Here is a 12,440-nt window from a genome sequence, read left to right as displayed (position 1 = left end):
TCGCGGCCCAGGACGCCGCCAAGTTCGCCGAGGAGATCCTGCCGCTGAAGATCACCCAGTTCGATGGCTCGGTCACCGAGTTCGCAGTGGACGAGCATCCGCGCCGCGACACCACCGTCGAGAAGCTGGCCGGCCTCAAGGTCTTGCACCCCGAGATCGAAGGCTTCTCGATCACCGCGGGCAACAGTAGTGGCACCAACGATGCCGCGGCCGCCGTCGCGCTCGTCGACAGTGACTACGCCCAGGCCGAGAAGCTCAACGTGATGGGCACGGTCAGGGCCTGGGCCGCCGCGGGGGTGCCGGCCCGCGACTGCGGTCTCGGTGCCGTCAAGGTCATCGGGAAGGTGTTGCAGCGCGCCGGTCTGACGCCCGGTGACGTCGCGCTGTGGGAGATCAACGAGGCGTTCGCGTCCGTGCCGATCGCGGCGTGTCGCGAATACGGCCTCGACGAGGAGAAGGTGAACTTCTCCGGTAGCGGCTGCAGCCTCGGTCACCCGATCGCGGCCTCCGGCGCGCGCATGGTGACCACCCTGGCTTACGAGCTCGTCCGCCGGGGCGGCGGCATCGGCGTCGCGGCGATGTGCGCCGGCGGCGGCCAGGGCGGCGCTGTCGTCATCGAGGTGTGAGCCACCGCAAGACAGTTCGCACCGGCTAGTTACAGAATGTGTAGCCGATGAACTGGGTGCCGCGCGTGTCGCCGCTCGAGTAGTTGGCGAAATGCACGGCCGGCTTTCCGTTGTACTGGGTGTTCATCTTTTGCACGTTTGGTGGTGGAACGCCTTTGGGGAAGGCCAGGATCATGTCGGCGAAAATCTTTAAGCCGACCTGGCAGATGGCCTCGCGCCGCGGCGGCTGTGGATTCCAGGCGTGCACGACCACCGGTTCGGTCAGCTGAGATCCCGCCGCGCAATTCGGATCACAGAGTTTGAACAACGCGGTGCCGGTCCCATCGGCGCCCTGCGGTCCCCAGGAACTCCACGACATGTCCTGCAGCGCAACGGCCACGCTGGCGCAGCCCAACACGTTGAGCCGCTTCGGGCGCGGGACCGGGGGAACGGATGGGTTGTAGCAGCCCGGAATGGCGAAGCTCTCCGGCGACGACGGCGGAGTGCTGGGCGCCGTCGCGCTCTGCTGGCCCTGGGTCAGCTGCACGCCCACCACGATGAGGACGCCGACCAGCACCACGGCCATCACGATGCCGACCCCGATCACACGCCCCCGCGAGGTGTGCCGCAACCGCCCCATCAAAGAAACGTTGGCGTCGCCGCTCACGGTCACCAGATTACGGGTGAAATTTTCCGCTGGGGTGGTGACGGCGAAACGGCACGACGACAGGGTAAAGTTGGTCATCGCTACCAACATTTCGAGGATTCCCGGAGTTGCCGATGAATGACCATGATCTGGCCGCACGGTTGGCCACCGATGCAGGTCGGCTACTGCTCGGGGTTCGAGAAGAATTCGCCGATGCGGGAGCGGCGGACCGGAAAGCCGCGGGGGACAAGCGATCTCACGACTTCTTGATGGAGGCCCTTGCCGCGGAGCGCCCCGGTGACGCGGTGCTGTCCGAAGAGGGCGCCGATGACCCGGTTCGGTTGCGCTCGGACCGCGTCTGGATCGTGGATCCGCTGGACGGCACGCGGGAATTTTCTGAGCTTGGACGCGACGACTGGGCGGTGCACGTCGCCCTCTGGCAGTCCGGTGAGCTGGTCGCGGGCGCCGTGGCGCTACCGGCCCAAGGCATCACGCTGGGAACTCCCGACGTGGATTCGCCGCCTGCGGCGCCGGGCAAGCCGCGCATCGTGGTGTCGCGTACTCGTCCACCCGCCATCGCGTTGAACATGCGCGATGCGCTGGACGGGGTCCTGGTCGAAATGGGTTCCGCCGGAGCCAAGGTCGCCTCGATCGTCCAAGGGCTGTCCGATGTGTACGTGCATGCCGGCGGCCAGTTCGAATGGGACTCCGCCGCGCCGGTGGCGGTGGCCCGAGCCGCGGGGTTGCACACCTCGCGCATCGACGGGTCCGCACTGGCGTACAACCAGCCCGACCCGAAGTTGCCGGACCTTGTAGTGTGCCGGCCCGAACTGGCCGAAGCCGTGCTGGCGGTTACTCGCTGATGGTGCCACCAGGTGGCCCCGCGAAATTGTGGTTCTGGCAACGCATTTCCGATGTCTCGTATCGGCGCGCGATGGTCCTGCCTACCCGCTGACCGCCGCTCAGAGCCAGGCCTGCTGCCAGGACTGGATGCGCGCGGCCAGTTCGGGGCCGCGGTCCTCCTGGATGAAGTGGCTGGCGTTGATGCGGGCGTGTGGCTGGCCCGCGGCGCCGGGAATGTGCTTGATCAGGGCCCTGTCCGCCCGTCCGAGGATGGGATCGCGGGCCCCGAAGATGGCGAGGAACGGCTTTTCCCAGCGGCCGAGGGCGTCCCATGCTCGCCTGTTGGCCGGAATCGCCGGGTCGGCGGGCGAGGTGGGCACCAACTGGGGGAACGCTCGGGCCCCGGCTTGATACGTCTTGTCGGGGAAGGGCGCGTCGTAGCCGGCCCGCACTTTCGACGGCACCCGGCGAACGGTGCCCACGCTGACGATGCGCCCCGCGGGCAGGACGGGGGAGTAGCGCGCGAAGGCGCGCCAGGCGTAGAAGGCGGGCGGGGTGCGCCGTTGCGCCGTGGGTAGGAAACCGTTGGCCACCACCAGCCGTCCGACACGGTCGGACTGCTCGGCGGCGATGCGCAGCCCGATCAGCGATCCCCAGTCCTGGACGAACAACGTGACGTCCCTGAGGTTGAGATGCTCGAACCAAGAGGTCATCCACTCCACATGGCGCTGGTAGGTGTAGTCCTCGATCCTGCTGGGCTTGTCCGAGCGGCCGAAACCGATCAGATCGGGCGCGAGCACCCGGTTCCCCGCGTCGGTCAAAGGCGGGATCATCGTGCGGTAGAGGTAGCTCCACGTCGGCTCGCCGTGCAGCAGGACGATCGGTGGCCCTTCGATCGTGCCCTCGTCGAGGTAGTGCATGCGAAGCGGCCGGGTGTCGCTTGCGGTTACATCAAGGTAGTGCCCAACGAACGGGTAGTCCTCCAAGTTTTCGAATCGGGAGTCTGGGGTTCGCAGCACATGCATATCAGCTCCTCCGGTGAACCGGCACCTCTGTAAGCCTCTCGCGCCGACGCGAGTTCGTCTAGTAGCAGATTCATTGAGCCGGCTATGCGGGCCTACTAAACTGACTTGTTCATGGCAATTCGGCGCGCGGTTCTGCTCATAGCCGACATCGGCGGGTACACGCATTACATGCAGTGGAACCGGACGCACCTTGCCCATGCGCAGCTGACGGTCGCGGGCCTGTTGGAGTCGGTGATCAATGCGGGCAAGGGTTTGAAGCTGGCCAAACTCGAGGGCGACGCCGCGTTCTTCTGGGCCCCGGACAGCCACGCCAAAGTGGTGGTGTGCGAGCGCCTGTCACGAATGCGCGCGTCGTTCCTCGAGCGGCGCGAGCAGATGAAAAACGACATCGCCTGCGAGTGTGCGAGTTGCGAACAGTTGGAAAAGTTGTCGCTGAAGTTCGTAGTGCATGTGGGCGAGGTGGCGGATCAGAAGGTGAAACGCCATGTCGAGCTGGCCGGCTTCGATGTCATTCTGGTGCACCGGATGCTGAAAAACATGGTGCCGGTTGCCGAGTACGTACTGATGACCGATCCCGTCGCGGCATGCCTCGACGAGCCGATGCGCGAGCTGTGCATGCCGTTGGTGCATGTCTTTGATGGGATCGGAGAAACGTCGACGCACTACATCGATCTTGCGGCGATAAAGGTTCCCGTCGCGGCGCCACGGCGCAGCTTTTTCCGTCGGCTCGGCGCGACGACGAGGTTCGAGTTCGACACCCTGCCCTTCACGCTCGGCATGAAGGAGCCCGCCCAAGGGTTCCGCAACTTGGGGCGGGGCGCCGAGGAGGTCTCCGCGTAGCCGAAAATGCCTGTGCCCGGCGGCGGTCCACTAGCGGGCGTCGGACAGCGCCCGGCCCATTCGCGAGACCGCCTCGGTGAGAATCGCTCGCGAGGTGGCGAAATTCAAGCGCACGTGTCCGGTTCCATTGGTTCCGAAGACGTGGCCGGAGCTGAGCGCCACGCGCGCGTGATCGAGGAACCAGCGGGCCGGCCCCGGACAGGTCGGCAACCACCGCAAGACCATCGACGACTTCTTCGTCGAACCCGAGCTCCCGGCAATCGAGCCACGCCAGGTAAGTACCTTGCGGCCATTGGTATTTCACGCCGGGAAGGTGCTCGGCGACCAACTCACCCAGCAGCGTCCGGTTCGCGTCGAGGCCTTGCAGGGTCGCGTCGAGCCAGTCGCTGCCGCTCCGGAACGCCTCGGCGTGGGCGATGACGCCGAGGTGGCTGGGTCCGTGACCGACCTCCTCCGGCATCCGGTTCAGGTCGGCGGCGGCCTCCGGTCCGGCGATGGCCAGCGCCGCCTTCAGGCCGGACAGATTCCAGGCCTTCGACGCCGATATCAAGGCGAAGGCGTTCTCGGCCCCCGCCACGGTGAGAAACGGGGTGAAGCGCGAGCCCGGCAGAACGACGGGGGCGTGAATCTCGTCGGACACCACCCGCACGCCGAATCGCCGGGCGAGCTCGGCGACCGCACGGAGTTCGTCGGTGGTGTGGACCGATCCGGTCGGGTTGTGCGGATTGCACAACAGATAGGCGACCTTCGTGTCCTTTCCGGCTTCCACGCGCGCCCCAACGAAGGCATTCTCCAAGGCGTTCAAGTCAATTCGCCCATCGGCGAGGGGTGCCTCGATGACACGGCGCCCGTCGTGCGACACGAATGCGTAGAACGGCGCGTAGACCGGCGGGTTGACGACGACGGCGTCGCCGCGATCGGTGACCAGACGCAACACTTCGACGACACCGAGCATGACGTCGGGAACCAGGGCGGTGCGGCGCACGTCGAGGTCATGCCACCGCCAATTCCGCGCGGCGTATTGGCTGACGGCGTCAGCCAGCGCATGTCCGCAGGGATAACCGGTGTCGCCGTTGTCGATGGCCGTCCGTAGCGCTTCGGCCACCGTCGGTGCCAGGTTGACGTCCATCTCGGCGACCCACAGCGGCAGGACGTCGGCGGGGTGCGCGCCCCATTTCATGCTGGTGCGAAGCCGGAGTTGCTGCAGCGTCAGTTCCTCCAGCGGATTAACTGTCACGCCCGCAGACTAACCGGCGCGACCTACCCGCCGACAAACGCTTTGTGCGGGATGGTCAGCGGAAGATCCACCGAACTCAGCAATCCCGGCTGGGCGGCAACGACATACGGCACGGCGTTGACGACGCGCATCGCGGTGGCGACCATGGCGCCTGCCCCGGAGGTCATCCCGGCGATGCCGGCCTTGGCGGGATCCTTCAGCGTCGCCCCCAGGGTGCAGTCGATGTCCGGATCGCCGGAAATCATGACGCGGTAGGACAGATCGCCAATCCCGGTGGGCCAGTCGGGGGCGACGTCGTGCGCGAGCCGGGTGACGTGCTCGATGACGATGGCCTCCCGGTCGTCGACCACGCCGATCGCCTGCATCCGCAGCGCGCCGCAGGTTCCGGCCTCGACGGTGCCCATCGCAACCTCCAGCGTCCGGTTGGTGACGGCGCGGTCGAAGCCCTCGCGGACTTCCTGGACTTCGACCCCCAACGCGTCGGCGATCAACCGGATCTGTCCCTGCCATTCGCCGGCGATGGCGCCGGGAAAGCTGATCCAGGGCTGGTAGTCGAGCGGACGGCCGAAGCCCAGCGCGTCGCTCATGATGTCGGGAACCCCGTAGTCGTCGTACAGGCCGATTTCGAAGGAGTGAATCTTGTCGATCGACGATGACTGGGTGGACAGCACCAGGGGCAGATAGTCGGCGGCGAAGCCCGGCTCGATCCCCGACGCGTACAGCGACGCCTGGCCCTGCTTGGCCGCAGCGACCAGCTGGTCGCGCCACTCCGCGGGCTCGTAGGCGTGGGGGTTGACCAATCGCGTGGTGCTGGTCGTCACGACGTTGATCCCGGCTTCGAGCAGCTTGACGTAATCCGGGATGGCCAGCGCGTCACGCTCCGGACCGCTGGCCGCATAGACGATGCAGTCGGGCCTGAGCGCGATCAGCGCGTCGGCGTCGTTGGTGGCCTTCAGGCCGATCGGTTCACCGCCGGCCAGTTCGCCCGCGTCCTTGCCGACCTTGTCGTCCGAATGCACCCACACGCCGACCAGGTCCAGATTGGGGCGCCGCGAAATAGCGCGGATGGCGATCGAGCCGATGCCACCCGTCGCCCACACCACCACGCGATGAGCCGTCATCTTGTACCTCCTCAGGTGCGTGCGCACGACGAAAGCCGGGGCGGCCGTTGCCCTTACGTCAACGGCGGGTGGCCGTCACCACCCGGCGTTCGACTTGGAAACTACCGCCGCGTATCCCCGCGGTCAAGGATTTAAGAAAGCGGGCACTATCTTAATGAACAAATTTTAGGTTAGGGTGCAGCTGTGAGGGCCAACCAGGGTTTTGCCCGCCTTCGAGCGCCAATTCGGGACCGCGTTTGTCGCTCAAAGGCCGGCCAACTCGGCCAAAACCCGGCGGCCGCTGATGTTCTTCAGGTTCGACATCGGCGTCGACGGCTATGCGCGTCGTCAATGCGATCCCGTACGTTGTCGAGGCGCCCCCAGGCCTACTGAGCCCGCTGGACCTCCCGACGACTCTCCCGCTTTACGCCTTCGACTGAACGTGTAACGTACGTCGCAAAGATTAGGCCAGCTAGGAGTCAGCCGTGTACACACTGCGCTTTGACATGCGCGATCCCGAATGGGCGGCGCCCCCGGCCGATCTGTACGCCGCGGCACCCGACATGTCGGCCTGGGCCGAAGAACACGGCGGCCTGGCGGCAGTCCTCTGTGAACACCACGGGTCCGAGGATGGCTACCTGCCGTCACCCTTCCTGCTGGCCTCAGCGGTGGCTGCGCGAACCCAGCGGCTGGCGCTGAGCCTGATCCTGATCCTCCCGTTCTACGAAGCCGTGCGCCTCGCCGAGGACATGGCGGTCCTCGACATCATCAGCAACGGGCGGGCCTCCTACATCCTGGCGCTCGGCTACCGGCCCGAGGAGTTCGAGCACTTCGGCGTGCCGATCAAGAAGCGCGGCCGCGTCTGCGACGAGAAACTCGCGCTGCTGCGGCGGCTGCTCGCCGGTGAAACCGTCGTCGAAGACGGACGGCGGATCACCGTGACACCCCGCCCGCTGACTCCCGGCGGGCCCGGACTGATGTGGGGTGGGGGAACGCTGGCTGCCGCCCGGCGGGCCGGCCGGTACGGCCTGGGCATGCTGGGCAACGCCAACGCACCAGGCATGCAGGAGGCCTACGAAGAGGCGTGCCGCGAGCATGGCCATGAGCCCGGCCCGACCATGTTTCCCGACCGCAACACCCCCTCGGTCGTTTTCGTCGCCGACGACGTGGATCAGGCGTGGAAGGAGATCGGCGAGCACCTGCTGCACGACGTGCGCAGCTACGCGGCGTGGAATCCCGGGGACGAGACGACGGCCGGCTTCAGCCACGTGAACACCGTCGACGAGCTGCGGGAGACGGGGACGTCGCACGTGATCATTCCAGTGCCCGAGGCGATCTCGCGCGTCAAGGCCGGCCAGGTGCTCAACCTGTCGCCGCTGTGCGGCGGCCTGCCACCCGATATCGCGTGGCCCTACCTCAAGCGCGTGGGCGAGGTCGTGCTGCCCGAGGCGCTCGGCTGACCGCTACTCCTCGCCGAACCGATCGACGAGGTGGGAGGTGACGCCGTCGGCGAGCGCCCGCAGCAGCGTGTGCGCGACATCCCGATTCACCACCGGCACACACCATTCCGGTCGCCGGCCGTAGGCCGGCTAGCGGGGTTGGTTCGGTACGCCCGGGTACAGCTGCTCGGTGGGGCCCGCGGTGACATAGCCGCCCAGCTTCGTTATGAGGTGCGGCGCAAAGACCGCGCCATACACCAGATGTCCGATGACGATGACGGCCACGATCGAGAGCACCGCAGACTGCCCCCGGCTCTTTGATCGCTTGTCGGCCCACATGTCGATGACGTTGCGTCCTTCGGCATCGGTGCGCCCGAGCAGATAGGTGAAGAGCATCATCTGGATGCCCATGGCCAGCGAGTCGTAGAGCGGGTACTGGTGCTTGGTGCCCTCGAAGATCGCGAGCCCGGGAATCACGTAGCCGTAATAGAAGTTCCCGAGCTGGGCCCCGGTGTAGGCATTGAAAAACAATGCCCAACAGAAACCGACGACCAGGCCGACCACGAGCAGCGTAATCGGCCTGCGCCAGTTGAACTTTGCACTGAGCCACCGCCCGAGAGCAGCCCCGGTCGCGGCGGGAATGATGAAGTACGAGACGTAGCCGATCGGCACCGCTAACGGCAACCCTCCCCACGTCACGTTCAATGGCCACCAGGACGGCATGCGGGGCAGTGCGGGCGGAAACTGTGCGTACATCGCCCAGTCGTACGGTGCCTCGATCCAGGAGAACGAGATCGCCGAGATGCCAAGAAGCAACAGCGGGTGGATGCGGCGGCGACGGTAGCTCAGATAGATCCCGATGATCAGGAACGCGATGCTCGCGCCGTAGGAGAAGTACTGAGCCCCGGCCATCACCGGCGTCATTCGGGCGCTCGCTGGCGGCCCTCGTCGCTCGACGCGCGCCGCGCCTCGGGATCGAAGCGCAGTACCAGCCCGAAAATCAGGATGATCAGGCCGAACAATGTGCCGAGCATGATGACAGCGCCCATGGTGTCACCCTTCAATGATTTCAACTTTAAGGTAGTGGATACTATCCTATGTAGATAGCGGATACTATCCCAAGGCGGTCGACCGTTCGATAGGAGTGGACAACGGTGCCCCAGCGCGTAGCCAAGCAGCCGATACCGGCGACGGTGGCGCGTCGGCCTCGTGGCGAGCCGCGCAGACTGCTGCTCGACGCGGCCCGGGCGCTGTTTGCCGGCCAGGACTATCGCAGCACCACGACACGTGAGATCGCGCAGGCCGCCGGCGTCACCGAACACCTGCTGTTCCGCAACTTCGGGTCGAAGGCGGCGCTGTTCCGCGAGGCGCTCGTCGTGCCGTTCGTGAGCTTCGTCGACGAATTCGGGGCAACCTGGCAGTTGGTGGACCCCGAGGACACCGACGAAGAGGAGCTGACCCGGCTTTTCGTGTCGCAACTCTACGACGTGTTCGTTGAACATCAGGGTCTGCTGTTGACCTTGATGGCGGCCGAAAATCTGAGCGACGAGGAAAAGGAGGATGCCGGCATCGCCGAGATCCGCAGGGCGGTCACGGTGTTGGGCCAAATCAGCGTCGAGGGCATGCAATTGCGCGGGTTGCGTTCTGACCACCCTGACCTGCCGGCCCACTCGACGGTCTCGATGATCGCGGGTATGGCCGCACTGCGTTCGACCTACTTCGGGAACGAACCACCGCCCCGGGAGGTGATCGTTGAGGAACTCGTTCAAGCCCTCTTGCACGGCTTCTTGCACCGCAACGACTGAGTTAGGCATCCGACCATGACAAGCCCCAGCGCCATCGAGTTGTATTACGACCCGTTCGACGTCGAGATCGACTCGGACCCGTATCCGGTGTGGAAGCGGATGCGCGAAGAAGCACCGTTGTACTACAACGAGAAGTACAACTTCTACGCGCTGAGTCGATACGACGATGTGGTGCGCGAACTGCCGAACTGGGAGACATACCGCTCCGGCCGAGGCACTACCGCCGACATCTTGTTCGCGAACATCGAAGTGCCCCCGGGTATCCTGCTGTTCGAGGATCCTCCGCTGCATGATCTGCACCGCAAACTGCTGTCCCGGGTTTTCACGCCCCGGCGCATGCTCGCCGTGGAGGATTTGGTGCGCGGGTTCTGTGTTGGCGAACTTGACCCCCTGGTCGGCGGGAACGGTTTCGATTTCATCGCAGACCTCGGCGCGATGATGCCGATGCGGACCATCGGGTACCTCCTGGGCATTCCCGAGGCTGATCAAGAGAAGATCCGCGACCGCAGCGTCGCCAACATCGAATTGTCCAGGGAAGCCGACCCGGCCGCGGTAGATGCGAATGTGTTCGCGAATTCCATCGCCCTGTTCGCCGAGTACATCGAATGGCGGGCCGATCATCCGTCCGACGACCTCATGACCGAACTGTTGCGGGCCGAGATCGATGAGCCGGACGGCACGCGTCGTCCATTGTCGCGAACCGAGGTGCTCGCGTACACCGCAATGATCGCCGGCGCCGGCAACGAAACCACCGCTCGCCTAATCGGTTTCATGGGACAACTGCTGTCGGATCATCCGGATCAACGCCGCGAGCTGGTCGCGAACCCGTCGCTGATCCCCGGCGCGATCGAGGAGACGCTGCGATACGAGCCGCCGTCACCGGTGCAGGCCCGCTACGTCGCGCGCGATGCCGAGCACTACGGCCGCAAGGTACCCGAGGGGTCATTCATGCTGCTGTTGAACGCCTCTGCCAACCGCGACGAGAGCCACTTCCCGGATGCGGATCGCTACGACATCCACCGCCGCGGAAGCCATCTCAGCTTCGGGCAGGGCCTGCATTTCTGCCTTGGCTCGGCGCTGGCCAGATTGGAGGCGCGGGTGGCCTTCGAAGAGGTGTTGAAGCGTTGGCCGGACTGGGAGGTCGATTACGCGAACGCCCAACGGGCGCATACCGCGAGCGTGCGTGGCTGGGCACGCCTGCCGGTCGTCGTGGGGTAGCGCGGGCTTTTCGTGTCGAGTGTGAAGCTGGCCGCACACTCGAACCCCAAAGTGCGGCTAGCCGCACACTCGTCCCAAGGAGCGCGGCTAGGTGCTGTTTTGGTCCACCAACAGCGCGCCATCGGGCTGATTCCCCAACGTCTGCAACGGAATGTCCTCACCTCGCGCGGTGAGGCGCACGATCTGGGCTAGTTGCTTCGGTGCGTCGCACTGTAGGTAGTGGTCGGCGCCGGGCAGCACCCAGTACCGGTTGCGGCCCGGCTTGGTCCGCAGGTACGTCTGCCAGACATAATTGGGGACTCGCAACGGCGACACGTTGTCGTGGATACCCCACACCACCGTCGTGTCGACCTCGCTCGTGGAAAGCGCTTCCAGCCAACTGGTTTCGCCTGCGGCGCGCTCGTGGAGATATGCAATGGTGTCGGGCAGAACGCGGACTCCGTCGTTGTGGGCGAAGCATTTGGCCAACGCGGCGATCTCCGGGTCTTCCAGCGTGCGTCGCGGCATGAACGTGCTCGCGCCCATGCCCGCCGCCAGCAGTTCCGGCGTCGTGGCTGCCGCGGTCGCCCGTGCTGTCGCGGGGTCCAGCAGCGCGGTCTGAAAGGCGGTGAGGTTGGACAGCGGAAGGTAGATGTTGGCGTTGGTCAAAATCAGGTCGGCGGGTACTGCCGGCGGCTCTTGTGCGGCCAGCATGCTTACCGCGATCATGCCGACGCTGCTGCCGCGGTCGTGGGTGAGCATGCGGTATTCGGTGAGCCCCCATACCTGAGTGATCGCATGGGCGAGCAGGCGCGCGTCGTCGTAGAGCGAGTACACATAGGGCTCGGGAGGTTTGTCGGAAAGTCCATAGCCGGGGAAGTCCAGCAAGAAGATGTCGAAGTCCGCGCCCAGTTCACCGACTAGCGCGAAATAGTCGATGCTGCTGGTCGGAAAGCCGTGCACCAACACCAATGCAGGCGCACCGGGAGTGCCGCACCGGCGACTGAACACCGCGACTTCTTGGTCGTCGTTGGCCGCGGTTGTCGAACGCCAACGAAGTTCGGAGCCGCCGTCTTGCCACTGCGCGAAGATGTCCAAGCTGTCAGCATCGCAGAGGGCGTCGCGACAGACAATACGTGCTTACGGGCACGTCACGTGGATTCCAAAAGTCACATCCCGCAAGCCACTTTGGCCGGGCGTGGTCGCTTGGCCGGTCCCCGTCACCGTGTAGCCCTTGCCGACCTTGGTCGCTTGGACCTGAGTCGGTGATTTGGTTCCCTGGTAAGGCAACTGGTACTGGCCGTTGTCCAGCTTGAGCGAAATGCCGAAGGCGTCGATGCTGGGCGGCTGTTCATCGGAGATGGCCAACGAAACCGACGCGTTATCGTCGTGCACGCTGATTCGGGTGGTGAGGTCACCGGATTCAGGGGGCGACGCGCTGGGCTGCGCCGCCGATCGGGTGCAGTCCACCGCGGCGATGATCGTGTGCCTGTTCCCGTCGATCATGACGGTCGTGCTTGCCAACGGCGGTCCCGAACTCGAGGCGGCCGCGGGGTGATCCCCCTTGCTGGAACAGCTCGGCAGGCAGACCCCCAACGCCACCAAGCCGAGCGCGGCGGCCGCACCCAAAACCCCTCGTCGGCAGCGGCGATTGCCGGGATCTGTCATGGAACCCCCTCGGAATAGGACGTCACGACTATAGG

The 12,440-nt window shown here is 65.5% G+C and carries 13 protein-coding genes and 2 pseudogenes; 7 read left to right on the top strand and 8 right to left on the bottom strand.

Translation table 11 applies throughout. The features are described from left to right. The coding region (locus A5652_RS22140; protein WP_197514058.1) for a thiolase family protein at positions 1 to 626 on the top strand (626 nt) is incomplete at its 5' end. A gap of 25 nt (positions 627 to 651) precedes the next feature. On the opposite strand, the gene A5652_RS22135 is transcribed toward A5652_RS22140, so the two are convergent. Next, complete coding sequence (locus A5652_RS22135; protein WP_067356798.1) at positions 652 to 1,245, bottom strand: hypothetical protein; 594 nt, start codon at positions 1,243 to 1,245, stop codon at positions 652 to 654. A gap of 140 nt (positions 1,246 to 1,385) precedes the next feature. Between A5652_RS22135 and A5652_RS22130 the strand changes: the two genes are divergently transcribed. After that, a complete protein-coding gene (locus A5652_RS22130) occupies positions 1,386 to 2,114 on the top strand; it encodes a 3'(2'),5'-bisphosphate nucleotidase CysQ (RefSeq protein WP_067356786.1) in 729 nt (242 codons plus the stop codon). A gap of 99 nt (positions 2,115 to 2,213) precedes the next feature. On the opposite strand, the gene A5652_RS22125 is transcribed toward A5652_RS22130, so the two are convergent. After that, positions 2,214 to 3,119, bottom strand: coding sequence for a haloalkane dehalogenase (locus A5652_RS22125; RefSeq protein ID WP_067356783.1), 906 nt, complete (start codon positions 3,117 to 3,119; stop codon positions 2,214 to 2,216). A 111-nt stretch (positions 3,120 to 3,230) separates the two neighbouring features. Here A5652_RS22125 and A5652_RS22120 point away from each other — a divergent pair, with 111 nt between their 5' ends. After that, positions 3,231 to 3,959, top strand: a complete 729-nt coding sequence (locus A5652_RS22120) for a DUF2652 domain-containing protein (RefSeq protein ID WP_067356782.1) — start codon at positions 3,231 to 3,233, stop codon at positions 3,957 to 3,959. Between the two features lie 30 nt (positions 3,960 to 3,989). On the opposite strand, the pseudogene A5652_RS22115 reads toward A5652_RS22120, so the two are convergent. Continuing rightward, positions 3,990 to 5,196, bottom strand: a pseudogene (locus tag A5652_RS22115) (MalY/PatB family protein). A gap of 23 nt (positions 5,197 to 5,219) precedes the next feature. Further along, on the bottom strand, positions 5,220 to 6,317 hold the full coding sequence (locus tag A5652_RS22110) for a dihydrodipicolinate reductase (RefSeq protein ID WP_067356779.1): 1,098 nt from the start codon (positions 6,315 to 6,317) through the stop codon (positions 5,220 to 5,222). 305 nt (positions 6,318 to 6,622) lie between these two features. On the opposite strand from A5652_RS22110, the pseudogene A5652_RS28750 reads away from it, so the two are divergent. Then, positions 6,623 to 6,736: pseudogene (locus A5652_RS28750) on the top strand (dihydrodipicolinate reductase); the annotation flags it as partial. 45 nt (positions 6,737 to 6,781) lie between these two features. Continuing rightward, positions 6,782 to 7,756, top strand: coding sequence for an LLM class flavin-dependent oxidoreductase (locus tag A5652_RS22105; protein WP_067356776.1), 975 nt, complete (start codon positions 6,782 to 6,784; stop codon positions 7,754 to 7,756). Between the two features lie 129 nt (positions 7,757 to 7,885). On the opposite strand, the gene A5652_RS22100 is transcribed toward A5652_RS22105, so the two are convergent. Next, positions 7,886 to 8,659 carry a spirocyclase AveC family protein gene (locus A5652_RS22100; RefSeq protein WP_067356773.1) on the bottom strand — a complete coding sequence of 258 codons (774 nt, stop codon included), beginning with the start codon at positions 8,657 to 8,659 and terminating at the stop codon, positions 7,886 to 7,888. Continuing rightward, a complete protein-coding gene (locus A5652_RS28985; RefSeq protein WP_255361857.1) occupies positions 8,656 to 8,784 on the bottom strand; it encodes a hypothetical protein in 129 nt (42 codons plus the stop codon). Before A5652_RS28985 ends, A5652_RS22100 begins: the two co-directional genes overlap by 4 nt. A 105-nt stretch (positions 8,785 to 8,889) precedes the next feature. Here A5652_RS28985 and A5652_RS22095 point away from each other — a divergent pair, with 105 nt between their 5' ends. Next, the gene (locus tag A5652_RS22095; protein ID WP_067356769.1) at positions 8,890 to 9,540 is read left to right on the top strand and encodes a TetR/AcrR family transcriptional regulator; all 651 of its coding nucleotides are present in this window, start codon (positions 8,890 to 8,892) and stop codon (positions 9,538 to 9,540) included. 15 nt (positions 9,541 to 9,555) lie between these two features. Continuing rightward, positions 9,556 to 10,758 carry a cytochrome P450 gene (locus A5652_RS22090; protein WP_067356766.1) on the top strand — a complete coding sequence of 401 codons (1,203 nt, stop codon included), beginning with the start codon at positions 9,556 to 9,558 and terminating at the stop codon, positions 10,756 to 10,758. Between the two features lie 87 nt (positions 10,759 to 10,845). Here A5652_RS22090 and A5652_RS22085 read toward each other — a convergent pair whose 3' ends face one another. Beyond that, the gene (locus A5652_RS22085) at positions 10,846 to 11,835 is read right to left on the bottom strand and encodes an alpha/beta fold hydrolase (RefSeq protein WP_067356757.1); all 990 of its coding nucleotides are present in this window, start codon (positions 11,833 to 11,835) and stop codon (positions 10,846 to 10,848) included. A 42-nt stretch (positions 11,836 to 11,877) separates the two neighbouring features. Beyond that, a complete protein-coding gene (locus A5652_RS22080) occupies positions 11,878 to 12,405 on the bottom strand; it encodes a lipoprotein LpqH (RefSeq protein ID WP_067356754.1) in 528 nt (175 codons plus the stop codon). Between the last annotated feature and the right edge of the window lie 35 nt (positions 12,406 to 12,440).

It is taken from the genome of Mycobacterium sp. 1165178.9, assembly GCF_001673555.1.
Taxonomy (GTDB): domain Bacteria; phylum Actinomycetota; class Actinomycetes; order Mycobacteriales; family Mycobacteriaceae; genus Mycobacterium.
This window is presented reverse-complemented; position numbering and strand designations above follow the sequence as displayed.

Excerpts from the sequence above, each read along its gene's own strand:
- A5652_RS22135 (WP_067356798.1), bottom strand. The coding sequence starts at position 1,245 with ATGGGGCGGTTGCGGCACACCTCGCGGGGGCGTGTGATCGGGGTCGGC.
- A5652_RS22130 (WP_067356786.1), top strand. The coding sequence starts at position 1,386 with ATGAATGACCATGATCTGGCCGCACGGTTGGCCACCGATGCAGGTCGG.
- A5652_RS22125 (WP_067356783.1), bottom strand. The coding sequence starts at position 3,119 with ATGCATGTGCTGCGAACCCCAGACTCCCGATTCGAAAACTTGGAGGAC.
- A5652_RS22120 (WP_067356782.1), top strand. The coding sequence starts at position 3,231 with ATGGCAATTCGGCGCGCGGTTCTGCTCATAGCCGACATCGGCGGGTAC.
- A5652_RS22110 (WP_067356779.1), bottom strand. The coding sequence starts at position 6,317 with ATGACGGCTCATCGCGTGGTGGTGTGGGCGACGGGTGGCATCGGCTCG.
- A5652_RS22100 (WP_067356773.1), bottom strand. The coding sequence starts at position 8,659 with ATGACGCCGGTGATGGCCGGGGCTCAGTACTTCTCCTACGGCGCGAGC.
- A5652_RS28985 (WP_255361857.1), bottom strand. The coding sequence starts at position 8,784 with ATGGGCGCTGTCATCATGCTCGGCACATTGTTCGGCCTGATCATCCTG.
- A5652_RS22090 (WP_067356766.1), top strand. The coding sequence starts at position 9,556 with ATGACAAGCCCCAGCGCCATCGAGTTGTATTACGACCCGTTCGACGTC.
- A5652_RS22080 (WP_067356754.1), bottom strand. The coding sequence starts at position 12,405 with ATGACAGATCCCGGCAATCGCCGCTGCCGACGAGGGGTTTTGGGTGCG.